The organism is Ruegeria sp. CH11 (assembly GCF_056537105.1).
This window is the reverse complement of record NZ_JBQFQX010000006.1, coordinates 119,496-143,822: the sequence shown is the minus strand read 5'-3', so window position 1 is coordinate 143,822 and position 24,327 is coordinate 119,496. Positions and strand designations below refer to the sequence as shown.

Genomic DNA, 24,327 nt, shown 5'->3' with positions numbered 1-24,327 from the left:
GCGGCTGTTTCAGCCGCCCTTATCTTTCTCCGGATCGTAGTGATAGCAAAAACACGAAATCTTGTTGCCGTCGGGGTCACGAAGATACGCGACATAGAAATCCGGTTCGTACCTGTCACGCGTGCCGGGGCCGCCTTCGTCGGTCCCACCATTTTCCAAGCCAGCCGCGTAAAACCGCCGGACGTGATCCGCCGTTTCAACCGGAAACGCAATCATTGTTCCATTGCCAACAGAGGCCGGTGCCGCGTCATAGGGTTGGCATATCCAAAATCCTGTCCCCTTTTCCGGATCGTTGCCCCATCCCGCCCAGGTATCGGACCACCCCGGAAGGCGTTGCTGTCCCAGAACCGCGAAAATCGCGTCGTAGAATGGAATGGCGCGCTGTATGTCGTTGGTTCCGTAGGTAGTGAACAGGTTCATGGGCGTTCTCCGGTGCTCAGCCTTCCGCAGATTGCGATGACAACCGGTGAAATCAAACAAAAAAGACCCCGGCCAAAACCGGGGTCGATTGGCAATTGAGCAGCTTTGACTGAAATCAGCCTTGCAGCGATTTCACCTCGACCTCTTCTTCGGCCTGCGCCTTGATGGCCAGCGCAGCGGCGTGGCTGGCGGCGGCTGTGGTAAAGTAGGGGATCTTGTCATAGAGCGCGATCGAGCGGATCGCCTTGCTGTCCTCGACCGCCTGCGCGCCTTCAGTGGTGTTCATCACCAGTTGCACTTGGCCGTCTTTCAGCATGTCGACCACGTCGGGGCGGCCCTCATACACTTTGTTGACCAGATCGCAGGCTACACCCTGATCCGACAACCATGTCTGGGTGCCGCGGGTCGCCACCAGAGCAAATCCTTGCTCGGACAGAACCTGAGCGGCTTCAAGCATCGCTGGACTCTTGTCGGCATCCTTGATCGAGATGAAAGCGCGGCCCGAGGACGGCAGGACCATGCCCGCCCCCATCTGCGCCTTGAGGAAGGCGCGCGGGAAGTCGCGATCCCAGCCCATGACCTCGCCGGTGGAACGCATTTCAGGGCCTAGAATGGTATCGACGCCGGGGAACCGGGCAAAGGGCAGAACCGCCTCTTTCACCGAGAACCACGGCATGTCCGGGTCGGCCAGTGTCATCTGGTCGGCGATCTTGGTGTCATCCACGGTCTTGTAGGCCGGGCGCTGCGGGAAGGCCGTCAGCTTTTCACCTGCCATCACACGGGCGGCGATGGACGCAATCGCGCTATCGGTGGCCTTGGCGACAAAGGGCACAGTACGGCTTGCGCGGGGGTTTACCTCGATCAGGTAAATCTCATCATCCTTGATCGCAAACTGGACGTTCATCAGGCCGACGACATTCAGCGCCTTGGCCAGCTTGAACGCCTGAACCTTGATCTGTTCGATGATCTCTTTCGACAGCGAATAGGGTGGCAGCGAACAGGCCGAGTCGCCGGAGTGAACCCCGGCCTCTTCGATATGCTGCATGATGCCTGCGACGTGCACGTCGGTGCCATCGCACAGCGCGTCGACGTCCAGCTCAACCGCACCGGCAAGATAGCTGTCCAGCAGGACGGGGCTGTCACCGGAAACCACCACGGCCTCGTTGATATAACGTCTCAGTTGATCCATATCGCGCACGATTTCCATCGCGCGACCACCCAGAACGTAAGAGGGGCGGATCACCAGCGGGAAGCCGATCTCGTCGGCGATCTCAAGCGCCTGCTCATCGGTCGAGGCGATACCGTTCTTGGGCTGTTTCAGGCCCAGATCATTGACCAGCGCCTGGAAGCGTTCCCGGTCTTCGGCAAGGTCGATGGCGTCGGGCGTGGTGCCAAGGATCGGGATGCCCTCAGCCTCTAACGCGTTGGCCAGTTTCAGCGGGGTCTGGCCGCCGAACTGAACGATCACGCCGTGCAGGGTGCCATTTTCCTGCTCTTTCGTCAGGATTTCCATGACATGTTCAAAGGTCAGCGGTTCGAAATACAGCCGGTCCGAGGTGTCATAGTCGGTCGACACGGTCTCGGGGTTGCAATTGATCATGATGGTTTCATAACCCGCCTCGGTCAGCGCAAAGCAGGCGTGGCAGCAGCAGTAATCGAACTCGATGCCTTGGCCGATCCGGTTGGGGCCACCGCCGAGGATGACGACCTTTTTGCGGTCGCTCGGACGGGCCTCGCATTCGACTTCGCCCATCATCGGGGCTTCGTAGGTCGAGTACATATAAGGCGTCTGCGCCTCAAACTCGGCAGCGCAAGTGTCGATGCGTTTGAAGACCGCGTTGACGCCCAGATTGCGGCGGGCACGGCGGACATTGTCTTCGTCGCGACCAGTCAGGTTGCCCAGGCGCGCGTCGGTGAAGCCCAGCATCTTCAGCTTGCGAATGCCGTCTTCGGTGACGGGCAGGCCATCCTTGCGCACCTGCCGTTCAGCATTGATGATCTCACGGATACGAGCCAGGAACCACGGGTCGAACTTGGTGACGCCGAAAATCTCATCGTCGGTCAGGCCGTGGCGCATCGCCTGAGCAATCGTGCGCAGTCGGTCCGGCGTCTGCTGGCTGATCGCCTTGATGATGGCGGCCTTGTCGTCGGCTTCGTCCCAGACACCCACATTCAGGCCGGGGATTTCAACCTCATCAAAGCCGGTCAAACCCGATTCCATCGATGCCAGTGCCTTTTGCATCGATTCGTGGATGGTACGGCCGATGGACATGGCCTCACCCACCGACTTCATTGCGGTGGTCAGGTAGGGTTCCGAACCGGGGAATTTCTCGAATGCGAATTTCGGGATTTTGGTGACAACATAGTCGATGGTCGGTTCGAACGAGGCAGGCGTGACCTTGGTGATGTCGTTGTCCAATTCGTCCAGCGTATAGCCCACGGCCAGCTTTGCCGCGATCTTGGCAATCGGGAAACCGGTCGCCTTCGACGCCAGCGCAGATGAGCGGGACACACGCGGGTTCATCTCGATCACGACCATGCGGCCGTCAACAGGGTTGATCGCCCATTGCACGTTCGAGCCGCCGGTTTCGACGCCAATCTCGCGCAGCACGGCAATCGAGTGATTGCGCATGATCTGGTATTCTTTGTCAGTGAGCGTCAGGGCAGGGGCGACGGTGATCGAGTCCCCGGTGTGAACGCCCATCGGGTCGACGTTCTCGATCGAACACACGATGATGGCGTTGTCGGCGGTGTCGCGCACCACCTCCATCTCGTATTCTTTCCAACCCAGCAGGCTTTCGTCGATCAGGATCTGACCAACGGGCGAGGCATCCATGCCCGAGCGGCAAATATGGATATAATCCTCGCGGTTATACGCTACGCCCCCGCCAGTGCCGCCCAACGTAAAGGCTGGTCGGATGATCGCGGGCAAGCCCACGGTTTCAAGCGTGTCCAGCGCCAGCGCGACACCAGCATCCAGGTCTTTCTTGCCGGAGTCATCCTTGGGCGCTGTTACGATCTCGGCCTTGGGGTTTTCAATGCCCAGCCGGTCCATCGCTTCGCGGAACAGGGCGCGGTCCTCGGCCATTTCGATGGCGTCGCGCTTGGCGCCGATCATTTCGACACCGAACTTTTCCAACACGCCCATTTCTTCCAGCGCCAGCGAGGTGTTCAGGCCGGTCTGTCCGCCCATGGTGGGCAGCAGGGCGTCGGGGCGTTCCTTTTCGATGATCTTGGCGACAACCTCGGGCGTGATCGGCTCGATATAGGTGGCGTCTGCCAGACCGGGGTCGGTCATGATTGTCGCGGGGTTCGAATTGACCAGAATGACCCGGTAGCCTTCTTCTCGCAGTGCCTTGCACGCCTGAGCGCCGGAATAGTCGAATTCACAGGCCTGACCGATAACAATGGGGCCCGCCCCGATGATCATGATCGACTGAATGTCGGTTCTTCTCGGCATGGCCTTGTTCCTTCGATTGTCCGCGAGTCAGGGCACCGCCCCAGCGCCCAAATTGTCCTGCGTTATAGGGACCGCGCGAAAAGGTGCAAGAGGTATCGGAAACAAGGCTGAAATTGCCGCTTTCCCCCCTTTCGCTTGCTGGCGTATCCTCTATATCGCGCAGCACGGCCAAAGAGGATGCACTTGCGTATTCGTTTCGATCAAGGACCAGCCGGGCGCGGAACCCGGTTCGAGTGTCCATCCCGGATCATCCGCGCGGATGATGCCCAGGACGTGCCCCAGGCTCTGGCGGCGCTTGATCAGGCGCGCGCGGAAGGAGCGTGGCTGGCAGGATACGCCAGCTATGAGCTGGGTTACGTGCTTGAGCCGCGTTTGGTCGAGCGACTAACGGGCAATCGACGCCTGCCTCTGTTGTGTTTCGGCGTATATGACGAACCGGATCGCGTTGGCCTCTCGAAGGACATTGGCGCAGTTACAGCGTTTCAGCCGCGCTGGGACGAGACGCGGTACACCGACTCATTCCGCGTGGTGCATGACGCCATCGGCGCGGGTGACATCTATCAAGCAAACCTGACCTTCCCCATCGACCTTGAGGTGACCGGTGACAGTGCAGCCCTTTATGCGGCGCTTGCGGCAGGCCAGCCCGTCGGTCACGGAGCGCTGGTCGAGCAGGACGGTCTGCCCGATCTGCTCAGTCGATCTCCCGAGCTGTTTTTCCGCACCGACGCCGAAGGCCGGATCGAAACGCGCCCAATGAAGGGCACACAGCCGCGCAGCGAGGACCCGGTCGAAGACGAACGCCGCCGAACGTTCTTGTCTTCGGATGAAAAGAACCGCGCCGAAAACCTGATGATCGTTGACCTGCTGCGCAACGATATCAGCCGGGTTGCGCTGGCCGGATCGGTTAAGGTGCCCGAGCTTTTCAAGGTCGAAACCTATGCGACCGTTCACCAGATGGTGTCGCTGGTGCAAGCACAGCTGCATCTTGGCGTCGGCCTGTCGGATATCCTGACGGCCCTGTTCCCCTGCGGATCGATCACCGGGGCGCCGAAGATTCGCGCCATGGAGATACTGTCTGAACTGGAACCCTGGCCCCGCGATGTTTACTGCGGCACCATTGGCTGGGCAGCGCCTGACGGGCGATCGGAATTCAACGTGGCCATTCGAACGCTGATGGTTGAAAACGGCAAAGCGACCCTGAATGTCGGCGGCGGTCTGGTTTGGGACAGCACCGCCCCGTCGGAATATGAGGAGGCGTTATGGAAAGCCCGCTTCGCCCACCAACTGAGCCTGATTTCCGTCTGATCGAAACGCTGGCCTTTCGGCCCGAGCAAGGATTTGTTCGCTGCGACCGCCATCTGATCCGCATGGCCCACACGGCCAAGACGCTCGGAATTCCTTTCGACCGGAGTGCCGCGCAGGCGGCGTTGAACGCGGCCTTGGGCGATGAGGCTTTGCGCTGCCGCTTGACGCTCGATGCAAAGGGCAGTCTTGCGCTGACGACTGGAACTTTGGCACCTAATCCGGACGTCTGGCGCGTGGGCATCGCACCGCAGAGGGTGTCGTCGTCGGATATCTGGCTGTATCACAAAACCACGCGAAGGGCCGTTTATGATTCCGCTCGTGCGAATCTGCCGCAGGATGTTGACGAAGTGCTGTTTCTGAACGAACGCGATGAGCTGTGCGAAGGCACGATTACAAACCTGTTCCTGACCATGCCGGATGGCGGGCAACTGACACCTTCGTTGCGATGCGGCCTCCTCCCCGGCATCCTGCGCGAGGAATTGCTGGACAATCAGCAGGTTACCGAATCCGTTCTGACCTTGACCGATCTGCAAAATGCGCGATCTTTCTACTGTGGCAATTCCCTGCGGGGACTGATCCGGGCGGAGATCGTAGCACCTTGAGCAAGAACACCGAATGGCTGGAAGCCCCGGCAACCAATGCGCGCCTCAGGATCGAGTTTGGGCTGTTCTTTGTGGCGGTCCCGGTGCTGATCGCGACTCTGTTCCCGCCAAACTGGATGTTCCCATCGCTTTTTGCCTTTACCGGGCTGGGCATACTCCTGTTGCAGAACACGCCTGGGTTTTCGTGGTCCGAGCTTCGCTTTGGCTGGCGAAACTGGTCTTGGTTGGAAGTGATCGGATTCACCGTGTTCATGGCCGCCTTCTGTTCGGCCCTGGTCTTATGGGCACGGCCCGGGGCTGCTTTTGCGCTTCTTCTGCACCGGCCGGAAATGCTGATATTCATCTCTGTTGGCTACCCTTTGCTGTCGGCCCTTCCGCAAGAGCTGCTGTTCCGGTCGCTTTTTTTCCGGCGCTACCATGCGATCCTGCCTGAAGGGCGCGCTGCGTATCTGCTAAACGCCGGGCTATTTTCACTGGCCCACCTGATGTATTGGAGCTGGGTCGTCGCAATCATGACCTTCGCCGGAGGCCTGTTGTTCACCTGGGCCTACCGCAAGCGCGGGTCATTCTTTTACGCGGTTCTGCTGCATGCAATTGCGGGCAACATCATCTTTGCTGCGGGGCTTGGGGTTTATTTCTACTCGGGCAATGTGCAAAGGCCGTTTTGACGGTGCGACCTGCCTTGACTTTCCGGGCCTGACGGGGTGTATCGGCGCGACGAATTCTGCGCCCGAAGGGATATGATCCATGCACGCCTATCGCAGCCACACCTGCGCCGCTCTGACTGCCGCCAATGTTGGTGAAACCGTCCGCCTGTCTGGTTGGGTGCATCGGGTCCGAGATCACGGTGGCGTGCTGTTCATCGACTTGCGCGACCACTTTGGTGTGACGCAGGTTCTGTGTGATGGCGACAGCGCGGCGTTTGCCGAGTTGGAAAAGGTGCGGTCCGAATGGTGCATCCGTATTGATGGCACCGTCAAAGCACGCGACCCAGAGTTGGTGAACCCGAAACTGCCAACCGGTGAGATCGAGGTCTACGTGCGCGAGCTGGAAGTGCTGGGTGCCGCAGATGAGCTGCCGTTGATGGTGTTTGGTGATCAGGAATACCCTGAGGAAACCCGCCTGCGTTACCGCTACCTCGACCTGCGCCGCGAGGCGATGCAGCAGAACATGACTCTGCGCTCGGACGTTGTCGCATCCATGCGCCGCCGGATGTGGGATCAGGGTTTCCGCGAATATCAGACGCCGATCATCACCGCGTCCTCGCCGGAAGGCGCGCGCGATTTTCTGGTGCCCTCGCGCCTGCATCCCGGCAAGTTCTACGCGCTGCCGCAGGCCCCGCAGCAGTTCAAACAGCTGATCATGGTCTCGGGCTTCGACAAGTATTTCCAGATCGCGCCGTGCTTCCGCGACGAAGACCCGCGCGCGGACCGTTCGCCCACCGATTTCTATCAACTCGACCTCGAGATGTCGTTTGTCGAGCAACAAGACGTGTTCGACACGATCCAGCCCGTTCTGACCGGTGTGTTTGAAGAGTTCGGTGGCGGCCGCAAGGTCGATCAGGACTGGCCGCAAATCTCCTACAAGGACTCGGCACTTTGGTACGGCACCGATAAGCCTGACTTGCGCAACCCTATTAAAATGCAAGTGGTCTCCGACCACTTCCGCGGGTCTGGCTTCGCGATTTTCGCGAAGCTGCTGGAGCAAGAGGGCACCGAAATCCGTGCCATACCAGCGCCGAGTGGTGGCAGCCGTAAGTTCTGTGACCGTATGAACGCCTTTGCGCAGAAAGAGGGTCTGCCCGGCATGGGTTATATCTTCTGGCGCGATCAGGGTGAGGGGATGGAGGCCGCCGGCCCGCTGGCTAAGAACATTGGCCCCGAGCGCACTGAGGCGATCCGTCAGCAACTGGGGCTGGGTGTTGGTGACGCGGCGTTCTTCCTGGGCGGCAAGCCGAAAGCCTTTGAAAAGGTCGCGGGCAAAGCGCGCGACGTGATCGGCGACGAATTGAACCTGACTGAAAAAGATCGCTTCGCGTTCGCCTGGATCGTCGACTTCCCGATCTACGAGCAGGACGAAGAAACCGGCGCGATCGATTTTGAGCACAACCCGTTCTCGATGCCCCAAGGGGGTATGGACGCGCTGAACGGCGATCCGCTGGACGTGCGCGGATACCAGTACGATCTGGCGTGCAACGGGTACGAATTGGTTTCGGGCGCGATCCGGAACCACAAGCCAGAGATCATGCTAAGAGCCTTTGAGCTGGCAGGCTATGGCGAAGACGAAGTGAAGTCCCGCTTTGGTGCGCTGTTCAACGCGTTTCACTATGGCGCACCGCCGCACGGCGGCTGTGCTGCGGGGATCGACCGGATCGTGATGCTGCTGGCTGATGAGGCCAACATTCGCGAGGTCATGATGTTCCCGATGAACCAGCGCGCCGAAGATCTGATGATGGACGCGCCGTCCGATCCGACCTCGGATCAATTGATGGAACTGGGGCTGCGGCTCATTCCGCAGGAATAGGCGCCGGATCGCCCGCGCTGGCGCGGGCGATATTTCATCCGCCTGGTACGCGGGCGCGGTTCATTCGGTGTCGAAGGATATCGTGTGGTTTCGTCGGCTGTTTCGGATCCTTTTGGCCGAGCGCCGCGTTTGGCGATACATCCAGATGCTCAGCAGGGACGCGGTCACGAAATAGGCGATCTCCACGTCAGATCGCCTCCTGCCGCTGCAATCTGTTTTGCACCAGCCCGGCCAACCGGGCCGCCTGCGCGGTTACCGGAGCGCCCTGTGCGCGAGACATCGCCAATTGCTGCGCCGCTTCGGCCAATACGTTGTCGTCCGCATCGCGGGCCACACCGCGCAGGAATTGGGCCGCGTAGTCCAACGTATTCTGATCCGCCGGTCCCGCCAGCACATCGGCGATATGGGCCATGTCGTCCTGATAAGCCATCGGGTCCGGATGTACGGTGTCATCGCGCACCGCGTCCAAGCCGCTGGGTCGTCGATCTTCGGGCAGCAGCGTCAGAATCGCGGTTTGAAAATGGGCCAGCGATGTCAGCGGCTTGGCCAAAAACCCGTCAGCCCCGGCCTGCATTGCGGCAGCCTCGGCCCCGTCATCACCAGACAGGCCCAGAATGGCGTCGATCCTTGGCATTTCGTCTGTCAGCTCGGCAATCAGATCGGCCCCCGATCCGTCGGGCAGGCCCATATCCACAATGATCACCGAGGGGCGATAGATCTGTAAATGCCGCCGTGCCGATTTCAGGCAATCCGCGCGCCGGATCCGAGCGCCGCTGTGCAGGCACATCAACCTGATGGCATCGCAGGCAAAGCGGCTATCCTCGACAACAAGGATGGTTTGACCCAACAGCGGCCGCAGCCTTGTGGGCATCGGATAAGAGGCGAATGGTCCCGAATCGTCCATGGCAGAACTCCTAATCAGCAGATGACCAAGGCTAGGAACTCCTGGCTAACACAGGGTTAACGGGCAATTTGGCGCACTTGCCCTTTGACCAGGCAGCCTCCATAACCGCTGCAACGCAGAACGGAGGAATACCGATGATCGGACGCCTGAACCATGTTGCCATTGCCGTGCCGGACCTCGAGGCCGCTTCGGCCCAATACCGCAACGCTTTGGGCGCCAAGGTCGGCGCACCGCAGGACGAGCCCGACCACGGCGTAACGGTCGTGTTCATTGAGCTGCCGAACACCAAGATCGAACTGCTCTACCCGCTGGGCGACGATAGCCCGATCAATGGTTTTCTGGAAAAGAACCCCGCAGGTGGCATTCACCATGTCTGCTATGAGGTCGAAGATATCCTCGCCGCCCGCGACCACTTGCAGGAGACCGGCGCCCGCGTCCTGGGAACCGGTGAGCCCAAAATCGGCGCTCATGGCAAGCCGGTCCTGTTCCTGCACCCCAAGGACTTCAATGGCTGTCTGGTCGAGTTGGAACAGGTCTGAGGCACCCCGATGACCATTACCGCCGCACTGGTTCTGTTCGCCGTCATCTGGTTTCTGACCCTGCTGGTTGTGCTGCCGGTGCGGATCAAGACGCAGGGTGATCTGGGTGATATCGTCCCCGGCACCCACGCGGGTGCGCCAGAGGTACACCACATGAAAAAGAAATTCTGGATCACGACCGGAATTTCTTTGGTGTTATGGGCGATCATCGCCGGGACCATCATCTCGGGCGTGATCACGGTCCGGGATTTTGATTGGCTCAATCAGTTGGAGCCGCGCGAATAGGGATCAGCGCCGGGATTCTGACAGGCGGTGATAGATGTGGGTGAATGTGGCTGCCCCAAGGATCGGAATCACCAGATTCACCAGCGGTACGGACAAGGGAATCGCCATCAGTGTGCCCGCAGCCCAGATCGTTGTCGCATGTTTGGCGCGCAATTTACGCGCTCCGTCCCGTCCCAGCCGCCGCATCGCTGCCAGCGTAAAATACTCCCGTCCCAACAGAAACCCGTTCATCGCCCAAAAGATGAAGGGGGCCAGAGGCGTAAAGATCGCATAGAGGATCAGCGCCAGCAGGTTTGCGACAATCAGCACCCCCAGAAAGCCCAGGGCGTCGCGCAGGGCGTCGGCAATCGGAATGCCGGGAACCCGGGGCAGGGAAGGATAATGCTTGTCCTCGACCGCCTGTGCGACCTCGTCCAGAAACATCGATGTAATCGCCGAGGCAACGGGCACCATCAGAAAGACCGGCAGGATCAGCACCAAAAGGATGCCGGAATAGTTCAGAACGTCGTTCAGCCATGGCACGGTTCCGACGAAGGGCAGGGAAATCTCGCCACCCGCCAGCCCATTGATCACCCAGATCGCACCCGCGCAGGCCAGGATCAGCAATATCACCGTCAATCCAACACCGCGCAAAAGGACGGAACGGAATTTGGAATCCCCGATCTGACCGAGCGCGGCAAAGAACGCATTGAGAATGATCATTCCGAAACCCATTGCGTCAGGGCGGCAATATCAGGGCGCGGGCGTTCCGGCGGAGCGGTCTGTTCCGTGGCGATGTGGATGAACCCGGCAACGCGTTCGTTTTTGGCCAGTCCCAAAGCCTGTTCACAGAACTCGCGATCATGAGCTTGCCAGCCCGTCAGCCAGTTGGCGCCCCAGCCCGCGGCCAACGCCGCATTGAGCAGCGCAAGGCAGACCGCCCCGGCGGAATACGTCTGTTCGATGGCAGGGATCTTTTCCGAGGGTTTCTGTACCTCGATCACCGCGACCGCCAGCTGACCCATATCGAACTGGTTGCGGGCCTTGGCGATGTCATCTTCGCCCTTGCCCAGAGCGAGCGCGCGCTTTTCGGTCAGATCAGCCAACCGCGACATGGCACCTTTTTCAAGGACGACAAAGCGCCAAGGCTCAAGCTTGCCATGATCCGGGCTGCGTGCCGCAGCGGTCAAAAGCGGCATAAGCTCGTCCCGCGTGGGTGCAGGGCCGGTCAGCGTTTTTGCAGGTCGCGACCGGCGGGTCAGCAGAAATTCAAGCGCTGCGGGATTCTTGAGGGACATATGTTAACTCTCTTTACATGGGGCGAGCTTTATCTCGGCCCGTATGGGTCGGGTTTCAAGGGCGAAATGAACGAAATAACGCCGCAAATTCAATCGCAACCCCTGGGTCAGTCCAAGCGGGCAGGCAAATGGCGAAGGCTTAAGAATCCTGAGGGTCGGTTTCGCGAATTTGATAGACACCTTCGGGCAAATCCAGCGCAGCGGCCAGATCACGGACCTGTTCGGGCGACAGGGTTATCTTTTGGATCTTGTCGGTGCGCGGATCGAATTGCTCGAGCGTAACGCATTCGGCAAAGCTGTTGATAACGATGTCCTCTTGCAAAGGCTTGGGGCCTTCGTCCACCAGCGTAATCACCGTCGAGTCGAATTCATGCTCAATAGAAAACATGAGGTCACACTGCCGGGCGACGGGCGGTATTGCAACCCGTTGCGGTCGAATTCGACGGTGGCCCCTCTGTGAAGGCCGCGTTATGGTTGCTTGCTGGCAGGACTGACTGAAAGGAAATGGAATGCGCCGTCTGGCCCTGATGCTGGTCCTGTTTCTGGCGGCGTGTGACACAACGTCGGTTGTAGCCATTCCGGTGCAAGAGTGGACCCCTTCGTCTCCGGATCTGCGTGCTGTTGCACCTGCTTTCAAACAGGTGAGCACTTCGGTTGGCGCTGCGTCTCGTTCAGAATGCCAGCGTCGCACCCGCGCAGTGAACTGCGATTTCGTGGTTCTGGTGGACTTGGATCCGCGCGCGCCTGCAAACGCCTTTCAGACATTGGATGAAAATGGCCGCCCACTGATCATCTTCACTCAGGAAATGATCCTGTCTACCCGAAACGCCGATGAGATGGCTTTTGTCATGGGGCACGAGGCAGCACATCACGTTCTGGGCCACATCGCGCGACAGGCCGAGAACGCCAAGGAAAGTGCGCGGATTTTTGGGGATCTGGCACGCAGTCAGGGCAAGGACGCCGCCGAGATCGAGCGCGCCCAGGAAATCGGAGCCGAGGTTGGCGCGCAGTATTATTCGCGCGCGTTCGAGCTGGAGGCCGATCAGCTTGGCACCATCATCACCAATTCTGCCGGCTACAATCCTCTGATCGGGGCCGAATATTTCCAGCGTATCCCCGACCCCGGCGACCGGTTTCTGGCTTCGCACCCGCCCAATGCTGCGCGGGTTCAGGCGGTTCTGCAGACGGCGACCGAGTTGGGGCTGACGCGATGACAAACATGGCGCGCCTTGGGGTGATACTGACGGATCGAGGGTCGAAATACGCGGTCTCTGGCGGGACCGCCAGCAGCCGCGCTGATGTTGATGCGATGCTGGCCGAGCTCAAATCCGACAAGGCCTATGCCAAGGCTACGCATAACACCTGGGCGGCGGTTCTGCCGACAGGCGCGCTCAAGGCGGATGACGGAGAGGCAGGGGCAGGAATGGTCATTCTGCGAATGATGGAACGGGCCGAGCTTGCAAATCATCTGATCGTGGTGACCCGCTGGTATGGTGGCAAAAAGCTGGGCGGGGACCGGTTCCGCCGCGTTCAGGACGCGACGCGGGCGTATCTGGATCACCTCGATTCCGGTCCTTGACCTGAATCAAAGGCGCAATCCCCAAACCCCGATACCTTTCCCCTGTAGGCAAAACGGAAAGGACTGCGCATGCCTGACCGCAAACAACTGAAGCATCACGCGGGTCTTGTCGATCGAATGGCCCAGAAACTTGGTGTCGACCTGCAGGACGCAGCGATCGCCGGTGCCATTGAAATCGACGAGATCTCTGAGGCCGTATTGCAATGCACCAAATGCCCCAATCCGGGGCACTGTGAGACGCTTCTGGATCAGGCACAGCCCTCGCGCCGCACCCCGGAATATTGCCGCAACCAGGAATTGCTGCACAGGCTACAACCCTAGTGCTGCGGACGCCGCAACTGGGTCGTGTCATGATCCATCTCCGACTGGTGTTGCGTATGGGGCAGGCCACCGGCAGCGATATCGTCGCTGCGTATCAAGACGGACACCTCACACAGCAGGAATGGGCCGAGATGGTTCAATCATGCCGGGGATGCGAATGGGCCCGGCATTGCCCGGACTGGATGGACCGGAACGAAACTTTGAAACAAACGCCAATGGAGTGCGCGAACCGGGATATGTTTGCGACCCTCCGGGTCAGACAGTCGCGGGTCGGTGGCTGACGCAAACCGATTCTCCAGAGTGGGCCTCATTTGCGGCGAAAAACCACTCAACCACCGGATTTGATTGGATCAAAGCTTGGCATGCGTGCCGTCGCAAAGTGGTGGTTTGCCGCAGTGTTTGCAGCCGCAAAAAAACACTTTCTTGCTGGCCTCGGCGGTGTATTTCACCGGCTCGAACCCGGTATCCTTATGTGACCCATCGCAAAACGGTTGTCGCTTGGATTTTCCGCATGCGCACCAGAAATAGGATTTACCTTCGACAACATCGACAGGATATGGGGTCTTTTGGGCAATTACCGGGGGTTCGGACATGTGGCTACTCCGTCTTTTGCTGATGTCACGGGCAAAGTGTAAGCCGGTGATCAAAAATTGGTAGCCTGCCGTAAGATTTCTGGCCCTTCGGATCGTCGATGCAGCGTGGTTTCGCCTTAAATCACGGTGTTGTGATCAACGCTGTTGCCAGAGCGATAACTTGCGCCTATCCTGATCGCGGCCCCGAAAAACTGGGCAATATCAGAAAAGTAATAGAGGACTGACGGACATGAAACTCAAATTCGCTGCCATCTGCGCTACGGCCTTTGTACTGACCGCTTGCTCGCAGCAGGAAGAGCCGACCCCGGTGTACATCACACCTGAGTATGACAAATACGGCTCGCCAAGCTGTCCGGCTGGTTACGATGTGGCCACGACCGAAGCAGGCCAGACCGTCTGTAACCCGGCTGCTCAATAAACAGTTTCGCAGGCGGTCCCATTTCGGGCCGCCTGCCTCCGCCAGACGAGAAACCGCCCACTGGGCGGTTTTTCTTCGTCAGACAAAGGCACGCACAATACAGGAGCTGGAAGATGCGCAATTTCTTTGTCCGGCTGCGTGACCGCACCCGCTGGAGCTGGCAGGGACTGGCAGCGACGTTCCAAGAAGAGTATTCGTTTCGGACCTGGGTTTGGGCCAACGTGATCTCGTCGGTGCTGGTGATCTGGTTGCCCATTGATGGGGGTTTTCGGGCGTTGATCCTTGTTCTGGGTCTGCTGGTTCTCGTGGCTGAACTGTTCAACACCGCAATCGAGCGCGCAGTTGACCATACTTCGACCGACCATCACACGTTGGCGGGGCAAGCCAAAGATGCCGCAAGTGCTGCGGTTGCTTTGACCGCCATCGCTGCGGGCGTGGCATGGGCCGCGGCGTTGCTCAGCCTGATCTGATCGAAGCTATGCGCCGCCGGACAGGCGGCCCCAAAGGTCGTACTCGCCCGCCTCGTCAACCTCGACCGTCACGATGTCTCCGGGGTTCAACCCTTCAAAGCCCTCGTCAATAAACAGGTTGCCGTCGATTTCGGGCGCATCTGACTTTGTGCGGCAAGTTGCGGCCTCAGCATCGACCTCATCGACGATGACCTGCAGGGTCTGGCCGACCTTGGCCGCCAGTTTGGCCCCGGAAATGGCCTGCGCCTTTTCCATGAAACGCTCCCACCGGTCCTGTTTGACTTCGGCCGGGACGTGATCGGGCAGATCGTTTGACCGCGCGCCGTCGACGTTTTCGTACTGAAAACAGCCTACGCGATCCAACTGCGCCTCATCCATCCAATCCAACAGGGTTTGAAATTCAGCATCGGTCTCGCCGGGGTAACCCACGATGAAGGTCGAGCGCAGGGTGATGTCCGGGCACACCTCGCGCCATGCGGCGATTTCATCCAGCGTCTTCGCTGCGGCCGCAGGGCGGGCCATGCGTTTCAAGACATCCGGATGGGCGTGCTGGAACGGGATATCCAGATAGGGCAGAACGTTGCATACGGCATCCGCCATCAGTGGGATCAACTCGCGCACATGGGGGTAGGGATAGACGTAATGGAGACGCACCCAAGCGTCGAACTGGCCCAACTCGCGCGCCAAATCTGTGATGTGGCTACGTACCTTACGGTCTTTCCACGGGTTCACATCGTACTTGCGATCCAATCCATAGGCCGAAGTATCCTGCGAGATCACCAGCAACTCGCGCACGCCGTTTTCGACCAGCTTCTCGGCCTCACGCAGAACTGCATGGGCTGGACGGCTGGCCAGTTTACCGCGCATGTCCGGGATGATGCAGAACTTGCACTTGTGGTTACAGCCCTCGGATATCTTGAGATAGCTGTAATGGCGCGGTGTCAGCTTGACGCCGGAGGCTGGCAGCAGATCGACAAACGGATCGGGATCGGGCGGCACGGCAGTATGAACCGCGTCCAACACCTGTTCATACTGATGCGGTCCGGTAACGGCCAGAATGCGGGGGTGATGTTCGCGGATGTAATCCGGTTCTGCCCCAAGACAGCCTGTCACGATGACCTTGCCGTTTTCGACCAAAGCCTCGCCGATCGCGTCCAGCGATTCGGCTTTGGCGCTGTCGAGAAATCCGCAGGTGTTCACGATCACGGCATCCGCCCCTGCGTAGTCGGGTGAGATGCCGTACCCTTCTGCCCGCAGGCGGGTCAAAATACGCTCGCTGTCGACCAGAGCCTTGGGACAACCAAGGGACACCATACCAAGGGTGGGCTGGCCGCGGCGCGGCGCATCGGTGATCCGGGCGGCTGGTGCCAGATCGGGGCGGAGGTTCGGCGGGTTCGTACTCATGGCCGGGCATATAGTGGGGAAAGCTTCCCCTTGCAAATGTCGCGCTCTGGGCCGACCCTGAACACGAGCAGAAAAGCCGAAAAGGCAGGTGGCGGATATGAAGTGGCTGATACGACTCCTATTCATTCTTGTTGCGGTGTTTGGACTGGTCATCGGTGCCTTGCTGCTGATGCCCGCCGACAAGCTGGGCAAGATCCTTGCAGAACAGGTCAAGGCGCAGACCGGACGCGATCTGACGCTGTCAGGTGAAGTCAAGCTCTCCATCTGGCCCGTACTGGGAATGGAAACCGGACCTGTGACTTTTGGCAACGCATCCTGGGCCGGGCCGGAACCGATGCTGAGTGCGCAAAGCCTTTCGGTCGGCGTTGACGCATCGGCGCTGCTGTCCGGTGAAATGCGGATCAAGCGTGTTGTCGCCGACAATCCCGTTCTGCGGCTTGAGGTGTCGGACGGGCGCGGGAACTGGGTGCTGGGCAATCCGACGTCCGGCACGGTGGCAACGTCGGGCGGAACCTCTGCACCTGCAGCTGAAAGCAAGCCGGTTACGCTGGACCGGTTGGAACTGACCGACGCCAGGCTGATCTACATCGAAAACGGCGCCACCAGCATGGATTTTGCCGAGGTCGATTTGTTCGCCAGCTGGCCCGACGTGTCTTCGCCGATGGAGATGCAAGCGCAGATGCCGGTTCCCGGAGGCACGGTGCAGGTGGATATGACAATCCCGGACCTGCCGGCGTTCTCATCAGGCGTCGTGACGCCTTTGCAGGTGTCTCTGCTTGCGCCGGGTGGAAGTGTCGAATTTTCGGGCCGTGTTAATCTTGCTGGCGAAATGGACGGCAAGATGACCGTTACCGCCAAAGACACGCATAAGATGCTTGCGGCTTTCGGGCAGGGTGGCGTCAGCGTTCCCCAAGGGTTGGGCCGGGTCGCAAAGGTCGACGGCCAAATGACCTATACGCGAGAGGGGCGCATTGCGCTGCGGGAAATGACAGCGCAACTGGATCACAACCGTCTGACGGGAGAGGCCGACATTGTCATTGCGGATCCGCCGCAGGTCACCGCGCGCCTTGATGCGGGGGACCTTGATTTGTCGCGCGTCGCTGATAGCGAAAGCTCTGGTACTGGCTCGGGTGGCGGCGCTTCCGGTGCCAGCGCTCCGGATGGATGGTCGAAAGACCCTATTGATGCCTCGGCGCTGGCGCTGGCAAATGCGTCAATCCGGTTACGTGCGGATTCGATCGCAGTGCCAGACATGACGCTTGGAAAAAGTGATCTTACGCTGTCTCTGGACCGATCGCGCGCGGTTCTGAAAATGCATCCCGCGACGCTGTTTTCCGGTCAGTTGAACGGTCAGGTCGTGGCGAACAACCGCAATGGGTTGTCGGTCGGCGGTGATCTGACGGCCAAAGACATCGATCTGAAACAGGCGCTGGAAACATTGGGAGACATCAAGCGGCTGTCTGGCAAAGCCTCTGGGTCTTTGCAGTTTCTGGGCGTTGGCCAGACCGAGGATCAGATCATGCGGTCCCTTAGTGGCAAGGGGGATATTGCGGTGGGCAAAGGCGTGATCTCGGGGTTTAACCTTGACCGACTGATGGGCCGGGGCGGCGGTTCGGGCGGCACTACCGTGTTCAACAGCCTGACGGCCAGCTTCACGATGACAGATGGCGATCTGAAGAACGATGATCTGCTGATGAAGCTGGACAATTTCCGGGCCGACGGCAAAGGCCGGGTCGGGATCGGCAAGCGCGACATCGACTATCTGTTCACACCGGTCGCATTGCGCGCCAATTCGGGCGAGGGCATCTCGGTTCCGGTGCGCATCAAGGGACCGTGGAGCGACCCGTCGATCAAGCCAGACCTGACCAAAGTGATCGAAGCGGCAGCTGAGGGTAAGGTCAAAGAACTGGAAGATGACGCCAAACAGAAGGTTCTGAAAAAGGTCGGGAAGGAATTGGACACAACAATCACTGACAGTGATCAGATCGAGGATGCGCTGAAAAACAAACTTGAGGACGAGGCCAAGAAAGGGTTGCTGAAACTGTTTGGCGGCGACTGAAGGGGCGCGTGGGTTGCGCCCCGGCCTGTTCAGATCGTCTGGTCGTAGTCACCGACACCGGGTTCGGTGCGGATGACCGCATCGATATCGGCAAAGATCGCGCGCATTTCCTGCTCGCTTTCACTGCTTTCGCAGACCACCACAAGATTGGGCGTGTTCGAGGACGCGCGCACCAGACCCCAGCTTCCATTGTCCAGGATCACCCGCGCACCGTTGACGGTCACGACCTCTTTGATGGTGCGCCCGGCAAAACTCTCTCCGGCCTCTGCCTTGGCAACCAGCTTGTCGACCAGCCGTTGCAGAATGTCGTATTTTTCGGTGTCAGACGCGTAAGGAGACATGGTCGGAGTTGACCACGTTTTCGGCAGGGCTTTGCGCAGATCAGACATGCTCTGATCCGGGTTGCGGTCCATCAGTTTGCAAATCTCGACCGCCACGCGCATTCCGCAGTCGTAGCCGCGCCCGATGGGTTCGGCCAGAAAGTAGTGACCGGACTTTTCAAAGCCCGCCAATGCGCCGATTTCCTTGACCCGTCGCTTCATGTGGCTATGACCGGTCTTCCAGTAATCCGCCGTGACGCCCTGCGCCTGCAGCTCTGGGTCGCTGGCGAAAAGCCCGGTGGATTTCACGTCCGCCACAAAGGTTGCGCCTGGATGCAGTTTGGACAGATCTCGGGCCATGATGACGCCAACCTTGTCGGCAAAGATTTCTTCGCCCTCGTCATCGACAACGCCGCAACGATCGCCGTCGCCATCAAATCCCAGCGCCAGATCGGCACCGCTGGATTTGACCGTATCGGCCATGTCGTGCAGCATCTCCATCGCTTCGGGATTGGGGTTGTAGTGCGGGAAGGTATAGTCCAGCCGGTTGTGGCTAGGTACAACCTCAACGCCCATACGTTCGAAAATCTCGGGCGCAAAGGCCGACGCGGTGCCGTTGCCTGTGGCGCAGACAACCTTGAGGGGCCGGGTCATTTTGAAGTCGCCGACCAGATCGTCGATATAGGCGTCCTTCACCCCATCAACGAATTCATAAGATCCGCCCTCGCGTGCGACGCCTTCGCCGTTCAGGACGATGTCGCGCAGCTCGGACATCTCATCCGGGCCGTGGGTTAGCGGACGCTCGAAACCCATCTTGACCCCGGTCCAACCGTTCGGGTTGTGGCTGGCGGTCACCATGGCGACGGCAGGCACATCCAGATGGAACTGAGCGAAATACGCCATCGGGCTGAGCGCGGGACCAATGTCTTTGACCTGAATGCCCGCTTGCATCAGCCCAAGGATCAGCGCGTTCTTAACGGATAGGGAATAATCACGATAATCGTTTGCAACCGCGATCACCGGCGCAATGCCGCGCTTGTGCATCTGGGTTCCAAGCCCCAGACCCAGCGCAGTCATGCCGGGCAGGTTGATCTCATCCGGGTACTTCCATCGGGCATCATATTCACGAAAGCCGGTGGGCTTGATCATGGGGTCACGCAGGAAATTCCAGGTGTTCGGGGTCACCTCGGGGGCTGGTTTGGTCATAACAATTCTCGGTCGTTAAATCTGAACAGGATTGGCTTTCGCCAGCGCATCAAAGCGCATCAATGTGTCAATCAGTTGGCCCATTTGGTCCAGCGGGATCATATTTGGCCCGTCCGACGGGGCGGTGTCGGGGTCCTGATGCGTCTCGATAAATACGGCCCCGACGCCCAGCGATACCGCCGCGCGCGCCATGACCGGAGCGAATTCGCGCTGCCCGCCCGACGATCCGCCTTGGCCGCCCGGTTGTTGCACCGAATGGGTCGCGTCCATAACCACCGGGTAACCGGTCTTGGCCATCTGCGGCAAAGACCGCATATCCGCCACCAGCGTGTTGTAGCCGAACGAGGTTCCACGCTCGGTCAGAAGGATGTTCTGATTCCCGGTGCTTTCGATCTTGGTGACGATGTTTGGCATCTCCCACGGGGAAAGGAACTGCCCCTTTTTCACGTTCACCGCTTTACCGGTGCTTCCAGCGGCCAGCAGCATATCTGTCTGGCGGCACAGGAATGCAGGGATTTGCAGGATATCCACGGCTTCAGCGGCGATGGCACATTGTGCTTCGGTATGAACATCGGTCAGGACCGGGATGCCCATACCCGTGCGGATATCATCGAGAACCTTGAGGCCCGCATCGATCCCCATGCCGCGCTTGCCGGAAAGTGAGGTGCGATTGGCTTTGTCGTATGAAGCCTTGAAAACATACTGCGCGCCTACGGCCTCGCAGGCTTCTTTCATTGTGCCCGCGATCATCTGCGCGTGATCTGCTGTTTCAAGCTGGCAGGGACCGGCAATGACGGTCAGCGGAAGATCGTTGCCGACGGTGATGTCGGCGATTTTTACATGTTTCATGTGTCTTTACGAGGATACCTGTTCACGAAGGACCGACGCGGTAAGCGAGATCATCAGGTAGATACCAGCAAACAACAGGAAAGCCAAAATCGTATTTTCGAACTTGCGCGGATAGGTGGGCGACTGACTGGCAACGGGGTTCACCGAGACGGTCAGATAGCGCACCTTGCGGTTCGCTTCGGTCCGCGTGGTTTCCACTTGCTGCATTGCCGATTGCAGCATCATGTCCCGCGCAGCAAGGTCCGCCTGCGCCATCTGAATCCGGACGTTCAGGCGCGCCAGCGAGTTTTCGCCGGCAGAGACATCCAGCATTTCGGCATTCAATTCTGCTAGAACCGCCTCGAGGCGTTCAATATCGGCGCGAACACCATCCACCTTGGCCTGATTGGGCCGCAGATTGTCCAACAAAGCCGCCAGTTGCAGCTCTTTGTCCTGAAGCTGAAGCTCGAACTGGTCGATACGGGTCCGCAGGCTGAGAATCACACTTTGCGGATCCAGCACCGCGCCTTGCAGTTGCAACTCGATCAGGTCCTCCTGCGCCTGTTTGCGCGCGGCCTGCGCATTCTCAAAGCTGTTGAGCGCTTCGCGCATCTGATCCTCGCGTTTCAGCTCGGACAGGTTGTTGATGGTTTCTTCTGCGTATTGGATCAGGCGTTGTGAAACCTCGACCGAATAGTCCGGGTCTGGCGTCGCCACCTCCATGCGGACGATGCCGTCCGAAGGGTCATATCCGATGGTGACCACTTTCTTATAAAGCTTGTATTCTTCTTCGAGCGTCGCGTCGGGCGACAGGCGCTGGATCGGGTCGATCCAAGATTGTTTGAACACGTCCTTGAACCCAAGGTCACTGTTCAGTCGTTGGAGCGCATCCTTGGACTCCAGAAACTCCTGACTGGCAACTGAGTCCTGCGCCGTGGCGTATTGGGTGCCAGATAGAAACCCGCCAATCGCGCCTGCGGCCCCATCCGCCTGAAGAATTGAAAATGCTGAAGAGCTGGCATACATCGGGGTCGCCACGCGATAGAAGTAATAGCCGACAACAATGGTGGGCAGAAAAACAAACACCGCCAGTCGCGCGAACATGGCAAACAGTTTGCGCTTGCGCCGCCGGGCGATGTCCTTCTGGATCTGGCCGATTTCGAATTCCCGGCGCTGGCTTGGGCTCAGCTCGGGGCCGGGCAGATTTTTGGGCGCATCACCCATCGTCTGCGGCAATTGAACCTTGACCTTCGCCGCGTCCGATTTTGGTTGGTCATTGGCTGCCAGATCCAGCAGGTTCGCCCGCTGAAACGGATCAATGCCCTTTTGCCGCAACAGGCGCACCGCGTCATAGTCCGAGGTGGCCGGCAACCCGTTCTTTTGCGCTAGCCGCCGTGCGACGCGTAATTGTCGCCCAGTCAGACCTTCGCGTTTGATTGCGTCGATATCGGTCGCGGGGCTGACCTCTTGCGGCTGGTCGTGATCCTGTGTTGCACGCCTGATCCGGGCAATTGCGTCGGAACGCGCCTCTGCCGTGCCTTCACCGCTGGGCGAGCGGTTGGGGTTGTATTTTCTAGCCTTGGGTTTGGTAGTCATAAAGCTGCTTCGCCTCTTCCAAGGAGTCAAACATATACAATTGCCCGTCCAGCAAAACGGCTGCCTGACGGGCAAATTTTTCCAGAACCGAGGGGTTGTGGGACACGAGTACCAATGTTGTCGTGCGCAGCCGTTCCCGCAGGATGTCGCCCGCCTTTTTGTTGAATTCGACATCCGTAGTCGACGGCATTCCTTCGTCAATCAGGTACATGTCGAAATCCAGCGCCAGCATCAGCGCAAACGTGAACCGGGCTCGCATCCCTGACGAGTATGTGCCCAGCGGTTGATCGAAATACTCACCCAGATTGCACAGCCACTTGCAATACGCTTCGACGTAATCAGGGTCCATGCCGTAGATATTCGCGATATAGCGCGCGTTTTCCAGCGCGGACAGACGTTTGGCGACGCCGCCCGTAAAGCCCATCGGAAAGGACACGCGACATTCGCGGCGGATCACGCCTTCATCCGGTTTTTCCAGACCGGCCATCATGTTGATCAGCGTCGTCTTTCCTGTACCGTTCGGGGCCAGCACACCCAGCGAGGTGCCAAGTTCAACGCGAAACGAGACCCGGTCCAGAATCACCTTGCGGCGCGTTCCGGTCCAGAAGGACTTGCTGACATTCTCAAATTCCAGCATGCGAGGCCTGTTTTTCTTTGTTTTGCGCCGCTTTGAAGACGTGGGTTCTACCGATCCATGTTGGCTACATTATGTCGAATTATGAAACAAATGATCAATGCGCATCCGCAAGCCATCAGGCAGGTGTGATCTCGGGATGGTTCTGAACGTAGTAGTCTGGGGTTATATGTTCATCCGATAGCCGATGGAACGCGCGACCGAGACATGACCAACCTGAACAAAGACATTGAATCCTGCCGGATCTGCGAAGACCGGTTCGCCCGGACCGCAACAGCGCATCAGCCGCGGCCGGTTGTCTGGTTTCGACCCGGCGCGCGTCTGCTAATTGCCGGGCAGGCACCCGGGGCGCGCGTGCACGAGTCTGGCCGGCCCTTCACCGATCCCTCCGGGGATCGGCTGCGCGACTGGCTTGGTTTGACCGAGCAGACTTTTTACGACCTTTCCGTTGTATCAGTCGTCCCGATGGCATTTTGCTTTCCCGGCTACAACGACCGAAAGGCCGACTTACCGCCGCCTGCGGTTTGCCGCCGAACCTGGCATGACAAGGTGATGGCCACGTTGGGCGAGGTGCCCTTGACCGTCCTGGTCGGCGGGCACGCGCATACCTATCATCTCGGCACCAAAACATCGGTAACGGAGACAGTGCGGAACTGGCGGGACCATGCGCCGCGGGTCTTTGCCTTGCCTCATCCGTCCTGGCGCAATACGGCTTGGCTGAAGAAAAACCCCTGGTTCGAGGCCGACCTGTTGCCGGTTCTGCGGGCCCGGGTGCAAGAGGTGCTGAATGACTGACACAACCGCATTAGACAGGGCGCATGCTGCGATGGAAGCTGCGCCGCAAGACGACGCGGCGCGGTTGCGGTTTTTCGAGCGCCTGGCAGATTCCGAGCTGTTTTTGATGCTGACCAAAGAGGCGCGGGACGAAAACATCTCGCCAGAATTGTTCGAAGTGGCGGATGGACGGTTCGTTCTGGCCTTTGATCGTGAAGAACGTCTGGCACAATTTGCCGGACGTCCTGTACCCTACGTTGCTTTGTCGGGCCGGGTGTTGTCTTCGATGTTGTCAGGGCAAGCGGTCGGGCTGGGCCTGAACCTTGAAGTGGCGCCGTCATCGATGCTGATCCCGTCCGAGGCGTTGGGCTGGCTGTCGGAAACACTGCAACACGGGCCAGAAGAGGTGCAGCAAGAGTTCGCCGCGTTTCTGCCACCGGCGGGTTTGCCGGAAACCTTGCTGAAGGCTTTGGACGCCAAATTGGCGACAGCAGCAGGATTGGCCGCTGCGGCTTTTCTTGTGGGAACCAAATCCAAGTCCGGCGGACAAGGCCACCTGTTGGGGTTTGTGGCCACGGTCGAGGGCGCAGAACCGGCTTTGGCCCGCGCCGTATCCGAGGCGCTTACGTTCTCTGGGATAGAAGCTGGCGCGCTGGATGTGGGGTTCTTTGCGGCAGACGACCCTGCAGCACAGGCTCTGGCTCGGGTCGGTTTGCGGTTTGATCTGCCGCAGCCACATGCACCAGCGATGGAAAGGGCCGCCCCGGGCAGTGATCCCGCGCGGCCCCCAATTCTAAAATAGAAATTCCG

At 59.3% G+C, this 24,327-nt stretch carries 27 protein-coding genes; 15 read left to right on the top strand and 12 right to left on the bottom strand.

All coding sequences use genetic code 11. The features are described 5' to 3' along the window. Window positions 1-9: 9 nt before the first annotated feature. The gene (locus tag ACR0LX_RS11825; RefSeq protein WP_480783893.1) at window positions 10-420 is read right to left on the bottom strand and encodes a VOC family protein; all 411 of its coding nucleotides are present in this window, start codon (window positions 418-420) and stop codon (window positions 10-12) included. A 115-nt stretch (window positions 421-535) separates the two neighbouring features. After that, complete coding sequence (gene carB / locus ACR0LX_RS11820; RefSeq protein ID WP_480783892.1) at window positions 536-3,880, bottom strand: carbamoyl-phosphate synthase large subunit; 3,345 nt, start codon at window positions 3,878-3,880, stop codon at window positions 536-538. A gap of 177 nt (window positions 3,881-4,057) precedes the next feature. Between carB and ACR0LX_RS11815 the strand changes: the two genes are divergently transcribed. The 4 genes from ACR0LX_RS11815 (at window position 4,058) to aspS (ending at window position 8,310) form a co-directional block, all read left to right on the top strand. Further along, window positions 4,058-5,185 carry an aminodeoxychorismate synthase component I gene (locus ACR0LX_RS11815; RefSeq protein ID WP_480783891.1) on the top strand — a complete coding sequence of 376 codons (1,128 nt, stop codon included), beginning with the start codon at window positions 4,058-4,060 and terminating at the stop codon, window positions 5,183-5,185. Next, a complete protein-coding gene (locus ACR0LX_RS11810; protein ID WP_480783890.1) occupies window positions 5,140-5,787 on the top strand; it encodes an aminotransferase class IV family protein in 648 nt (215 codons plus the stop codon). The genes ACR0LX_RS11815 and ACR0LX_RS11810 overlap by 46 nt, the downstream gene beginning before the upstream one ends. Then, window positions 5,784-6,455, top strand: a complete 672-nt coding sequence (locus ACR0LX_RS11805; protein WP_480783889.1) for a CPBP family intramembrane glutamic endopeptidase — start codon at window positions 5,784-5,786, stop codon at window positions 6,453-6,455. The genes ACR0LX_RS11810 and ACR0LX_RS11805 overlap by 4 nt, the downstream gene beginning before the upstream one ends. Window positions 6,456-6,534: 79 nt before the next feature. Beyond that, the gene (aspS, locus tag ACR0LX_RS11800; protein WP_480783888.1) at window positions 6,535-8,310 is read left to right on the top strand and encodes an aspartate--tRNA ligase; all 1,776 of its coding nucleotides are present in this window, start codon (window positions 6,535-6,537) and stop codon (window positions 8,308-8,310) included. A gap of 187 nt (window positions 8,311-8,497) precedes the next feature. On the opposite strand, the gene ACR0LX_RS11795 is transcribed toward aspS, so the two are convergent. Then, window positions 8,498-9,214, bottom strand: coding sequence for a response regulator (locus tag ACR0LX_RS11795; RefSeq protein WP_480783887.1), 717 nt, complete (start codon window positions 9,212-9,214; stop codon window positions 8,498-8,500). 134 nt (window positions 9,215-9,348) lie between these two features. Between ACR0LX_RS11795 and mce the strand changes: the two genes are divergently transcribed. Together mce and ACR0LX_RS11785 are read left to right on the top strand one after the other, a co-directional pair. Next, window positions 9,349-9,753 (top strand): methylmalonyl-CoA epimerase, encoded by a 405-nt coding sequence (gene mce, locus ACR0LX_RS11790; RefSeq protein WP_480783886.1) that lies wholly within the window; start codon window positions 9,349-9,351, stop codon window positions 9,751-9,753. A 9-nt stretch (window positions 9,754-9,762) separates the two neighbouring features. Further along, entirely contained in the window at window positions 9,763-10,038 is a 276-nt protein-coding gene (locus tag ACR0LX_RS11785) for a DUF1467 family protein (RefSeq protein ID WP_480572671.1), read from the top strand. Window positions 10,039-10,041: 3 nt separating this feature from the next. Here the strand turns inward: ACR0LX_RS11785 and ACR0LX_RS11780 are convergent, their stop codons facing one another. From ACR0LX_RS11780 to ACR0LX_RS11770, 3 genes are all read right to left on the bottom strand, one after another. Further along, a complete protein-coding gene (locus tag ACR0LX_RS11780; RefSeq protein ID WP_480783885.1) occupies window positions 10,042-10,740 on the bottom strand; it encodes an EI24 domain-containing protein in 699 nt (232 codons plus the stop codon). After that, complete coding sequence (locus tag ACR0LX_RS11775) at window positions 10,737-11,315, bottom strand: nitroreductase family protein (RefSeq protein ID WP_480783884.1); 579 nt, start codon at window positions 11,313-11,315, stop codon at window positions 10,737-10,739. The genes ACR0LX_RS11780 and ACR0LX_RS11775 overlap by 4 nt, the downstream gene beginning before the upstream one ends. A gap of 139 nt (window positions 11,316-11,454) precedes the next feature. Further along, window positions 11,455-11,703: a hypothetical protein gene (locus ACR0LX_RS11770; RefSeq protein WP_480572676.1), complete on the bottom strand. Its 249-nt coding sequence runs from the start codon at window positions 11,701-11,703 to the stop codon at window positions 11,455-11,457. 121 nt (window positions 11,704-11,824) lie between these two features. On the opposite strand from ACR0LX_RS11770, the gene ACR0LX_RS11765 reads away from it, so the two are divergent. From ACR0LX_RS11765 to ACR0LX_RS11750, 4 genes are all read left to right on the top strand, one after another. Beyond that, entirely contained in the window at window positions 11,825-12,529 is a 705-nt protein-coding gene (locus tag ACR0LX_RS11765) for a M48 family metallopeptidase (protein WP_480783883.1), read from the top strand. Continuing rightward, window positions 12,526-12,894 (top strand): YigZ family protein, encoded by a 369-nt coding sequence (locus ACR0LX_RS11760; protein WP_480783882.1) that lies wholly within the window; start codon window positions 12,526-12,528, stop codon window positions 12,892-12,894. Before ACR0LX_RS11765 ends, ACR0LX_RS11760 begins: the two co-directional genes overlap by 4 nt. Window positions 12,895-12,963: 69 nt before the next feature. Continuing rightward, on the top strand, window positions 12,964-13,215 hold the full coding sequence (locus tag ACR0LX_RS11755; RefSeq protein WP_480783881.1) for a DUF6455 family protein: 252 nt from the start codon (window positions 12,964-12,966) through the stop codon (window positions 13,213-13,215). Window positions 13,216-13,244: 29 nt separating this feature from the next. Then, window positions 13,245-13,496, top strand: a complete 252-nt coding sequence (locus tag ACR0LX_RS11750; RefSeq protein ID WP_480783880.1) for a DUF6455 family protein — start codon at window positions 13,245-13,247, stop codon at window positions 13,494-13,496. 69 nt (window positions 13,497-13,565) lie between these two features. Here the strand turns inward: ACR0LX_RS11750 and ACR0LX_RS11745 are convergent, their stop codons facing one another. Next, window positions 13,566-13,808, bottom strand: a complete 243-nt coding sequence (locus ACR0LX_RS11745; RefSeq protein WP_480572686.1) for a CDGSH iron-sulfur domain-containing protein — start codon at window positions 13,806-13,808, stop codon at window positions 13,566-13,568. A 229-nt stretch (window positions 13,809-14,037) separates the two neighbouring features. Between ACR0LX_RS11745 and ACR0LX_RS11740 the strand changes: the two genes are divergently transcribed. Beyond that, a complete protein-coding gene (locus tag ACR0LX_RS11740; protein ID WP_480572688.1) occupies window positions 14,038-14,226 on the top strand; it encodes a hypothetical protein in 189 nt (62 codons plus the stop codon). 113 nt (window positions 14,227-14,339) lie between these two features. Next, window positions 14,340-14,696, top strand: a complete 357-nt coding sequence (locus ACR0LX_RS11735; RefSeq protein ID WP_480783879.1) for a diacylglycerol kinase — start codon at window positions 14,340-14,342, stop codon at window positions 14,694-14,696. A gap of 6 nt (window positions 14,697-14,702) precedes the next feature. On the opposite strand, the gene rimO is transcribed toward ACR0LX_RS11735, so the two are convergent. Then, entirely contained in the window at window positions 14,703-16,100 is a 1,398-nt protein-coding gene (rimO, locus tag ACR0LX_RS11730; RefSeq protein ID WP_480783878.1) for a 30S ribosomal protein S12 methylthiotransferase RimO, read from the bottom strand. A 97-nt stretch (window positions 16,101-16,197) separates the two neighbouring features. Between rimO and ACR0LX_RS11725 the strand changes: the two genes are divergently transcribed. Further along, window positions 16,198-18,159: an AsmA family protein gene (locus ACR0LX_RS11725; RefSeq protein ID WP_480783877.1), complete on the top strand. Its 1,962-nt coding sequence runs from the start codon at window positions 16,198-16,200 to the stop codon at window positions 18,157-18,159. A 29-nt stretch (window positions 18,160-18,188) separates the two neighbouring features. On the opposite strand, the gene ACR0LX_RS11720 is transcribed toward ACR0LX_RS11725, so the two are convergent. The 4 genes from ACR0LX_RS11720 to ACR0LX_RS11705 are packed head-to-tail and all read right to left on the bottom strand — an operon-like array spanning window position 18,189 to window position 22,746. Beyond that, the gene (locus ACR0LX_RS11720) at window positions 18,189-19,685 is read right to left on the bottom strand and encodes a phosphomannomutase/phosphoglucomutase (RefSeq protein ID WP_480783876.1); all 1,497 of its coding nucleotides are present in this window, start codon (window positions 19,683-19,685) and stop codon (window positions 18,189-18,191) included. Between the two features lie 15 nt (window positions 19,686-19,700). Next, window positions 19,701-20,534, bottom strand: coding sequence for a 3-deoxy-8-phosphooctulonate synthase (kdsA, locus tag ACR0LX_RS11715; RefSeq protein ID WP_480783875.1), 834 nt, complete (start codon window positions 20,532-20,534; stop codon window positions 19,701-19,703). A 6-nt stretch (window positions 20,535-20,540) separates the two neighbouring features. Next, complete coding sequence (locus tag ACR0LX_RS11710) at window positions 20,541-22,109, bottom strand: KpsE/RkpR family capsule polysaccharide export protein (protein ID WP_480783874.1); 1,569 nt, start codon at window positions 22,107-22,109, stop codon at window positions 20,541-20,543. After that, the gene (locus ACR0LX_RS11705; protein WP_480783873.1) at window positions 22,087-22,746 is read right to left on the bottom strand and encodes an ABC transporter ATP-binding protein; all 660 of its coding nucleotides are present in this window, start codon (window positions 22,744-22,746) and stop codon (window positions 22,087-22,089) included. The genes ACR0LX_RS11710 and ACR0LX_RS11705 overlap by 23 nt, the downstream gene beginning before the upstream one ends. A 204-nt stretch (window positions 22,747-22,950) precedes the next feature. On the opposite strand from ACR0LX_RS11705, the gene ACR0LX_RS11700 reads away from it, so the two are divergent. Continuing rightward, complete coding sequence (locus ACR0LX_RS11700) at window positions 22,951-23,538, top strand: uracil-DNA glycosylase family protein (RefSeq protein WP_480783872.1); 588 nt, start codon at window positions 22,951-22,953, stop codon at window positions 23,536-23,538. Continuing rightward, window positions 23,531-24,319, top strand: coding sequence for an SseB family protein (locus ACR0LX_RS11695; RefSeq protein WP_480783871.1), 789 nt, complete (start codon window positions 23,531-23,533; stop codon window positions 24,317-24,319). The genes ACR0LX_RS11700 and ACR0LX_RS11695 overlap by 8 nt, the downstream gene beginning before the upstream one ends. Window positions 24,320-24,327 lie beyond the last annotated feature (8 nt).

What these genes read in the sequence shown, in the direction of transcription:
- ACR0LX_RS11825 (WP_480783893.1), bottom strand. Translation starts at nt 420, where the DNA reads ATGAACCTGTTCACTACCTACGGAACCAACGACATACAGCGCGCCATT.
- carB (WP_480783892.1), bottom strand. Translation starts at nt 3,880, where the DNA reads ATGCCGAGAAGAACCGACATTCAGTCGATCATGATCATCGGGGCGGGC.
- ACR0LX_RS11815 (WP_480783891.1), top strand. Translation starts at nt 4,058, where the DNA reads ATGCACTTGCGTATTCGTTTCGATCAAGGACCAGCCGGGCGCGGAACC.
- ACR0LX_RS11810 (WP_480783890.1), top strand. Translation starts at nt 5,140, where the DNA reads ATGGAAAGCCCGCTTCGCCCACCAACTGAGCCTGATTTCCGTCTGATC.
- aspS (WP_480783888.1), top strand. Translation starts at nt 6,535, where the DNA reads ATGCACGCCTATCGCAGCCACACCTGCGCCGCTCTGACTGCCGCCAAT.
- ACR0LX_RS11795 (WP_480783887.1), bottom strand. Translation starts at nt 9,214, where the DNA reads ATGGACGATTCGGGACCATTCGCCTCTTATCCGATGCCCACAAGGCTG.
- mce (WP_480783886.1), top strand. Translation starts at nt 9,349, where the DNA reads ATGATCGGACGCCTGAACCATGTTGCCATTGCCGTGCCGGACCTCGAG.
- ACR0LX_RS11785 (WP_480572671.1), top strand. Translation starts at nt 9,763, where the DNA reads ATGACCATTACCGCCGCACTGGTTCTGTTCGCCGTCATCTGGTTTCTG.
- ACR0LX_RS11780 (WP_480783885.1), bottom strand. Translation starts at nt 10,740, where the DNA reads ATGATCATTCTCAATGCGTTCTTTGCCGCGCTCGGTCAGATCGGGGAT.
- ACR0LX_RS11775 (WP_480783884.1), bottom strand. Translation starts at nt 11,315, where the DNA reads ATGTCCCTCAAGAATCCCGCAGCGCTTGAATTTCTGCTGACCCGCCGG.
- ACR0LX_RS11770 (WP_480572676.1), bottom strand. Translation starts at nt 11,703, where the DNA reads ATGTTTTCTATTGAGCATGAATTCGACTCGACGGTGATTACGCTGGTG.
- ACR0LX_RS11765 (WP_480783883.1), top strand. Translation starts at nt 11,825, where the DNA reads ATGCGCCGTCTGGCCCTGATGCTGGTCCTGTTTCTGGCGGCGTGTGAC.
- ACR0LX_RS11760 (WP_480783882.1), top strand. Translation starts at nt 12,526, where the DNA reads ATGACAAACATGGCGCGCCTTGGGGTGATACTGACGGATCGAGGGTCG.
- ACR0LX_RS11755 (WP_480783881.1), top strand. Translation starts at nt 12,964, where the DNA reads ATGCCTGACCGCAAACAACTGAAGCATCACGCGGGTCTTGTCGATCGA.
- ACR0LX_RS11750 (WP_480783880.1), top strand. Translation starts at nt 13,245, where the DNA reads ATGATCCATCTCCGACTGGTGTTGCGTATGGGGCAGGCCACCGGCAGC.
- ACR0LX_RS11745 (WP_480572686.1), bottom strand. Translation starts at nt 13,808, where the DNA reads ATGTCCGAACCCCCGGTAATTGCCCAAAAGACCCCATATCCTGTCGAT.
- ACR0LX_RS11740 (WP_480572688.1), top strand. Translation starts at nt 14,038, where the DNA reads ATGAAACTCAAATTCGCTGCCATCTGCGCTACGGCCTTTGTACTGACC.
- ACR0LX_RS11735 (WP_480783879.1), top strand. Translation starts at nt 14,340, where the DNA reads ATGCGCAATTTCTTTGTCCGGCTGCGTGACCGCACCCGCTGGAGCTGG.
- rimO (WP_480783878.1), bottom strand. Translation starts at nt 16,100, where the DNA reads ATGAGTACGAACCCGCCGAACCTCCGCCCCGATCTGGCACCAGCCGCC.
- ACR0LX_RS11725 (WP_480783877.1), top strand. Translation starts at nt 16,198, where the DNA reads ATGAAGTGGCTGATACGACTCCTATTCATTCTTGTTGCGGTGTTTGGA.
- ACR0LX_RS11720 (WP_480783876.1), bottom strand. Translation starts at nt 19,685, where the DNA reads ATGACCAAACCAGCCCCCGAGGTGACCCCGAACACCTGGAATTTCCTG.
- kdsA (WP_480783875.1), bottom strand. Translation starts at nt 20,534, where the DNA reads ATGAAACATGTAAAAATCGCCGACATCACCGTCGGCAACGATCTTCCG.
- ACR0LX_RS11710 (WP_480783874.1), bottom strand. Translation starts at nt 22,109, where the DNA reads ATGACTACCAAACCCAAGGCTAGAAAATACAACCCCAACCGCTCGCCC.
- ACR0LX_RS11705 (WP_480783873.1), bottom strand. Translation starts at nt 22,746, where the DNA reads ATGCTGGAATTTGAGAATGTCAGCAAGTCCTTCTGGACCGGAACGCGC.
- ACR0LX_RS11700 (WP_480783872.1), top strand. Translation starts at nt 22,951, where the DNA reads ATGACCAACCTGAACAAAGACATTGAATCCTGCCGGATCTGCGAAGAC.
- ACR0LX_RS11695 (WP_480783871.1), top strand. Translation starts at nt 23,531, where the DNA reads ATGACTGACACAACCGCATTAGACAGGGCGCATGCTGCGATGGAAGCT.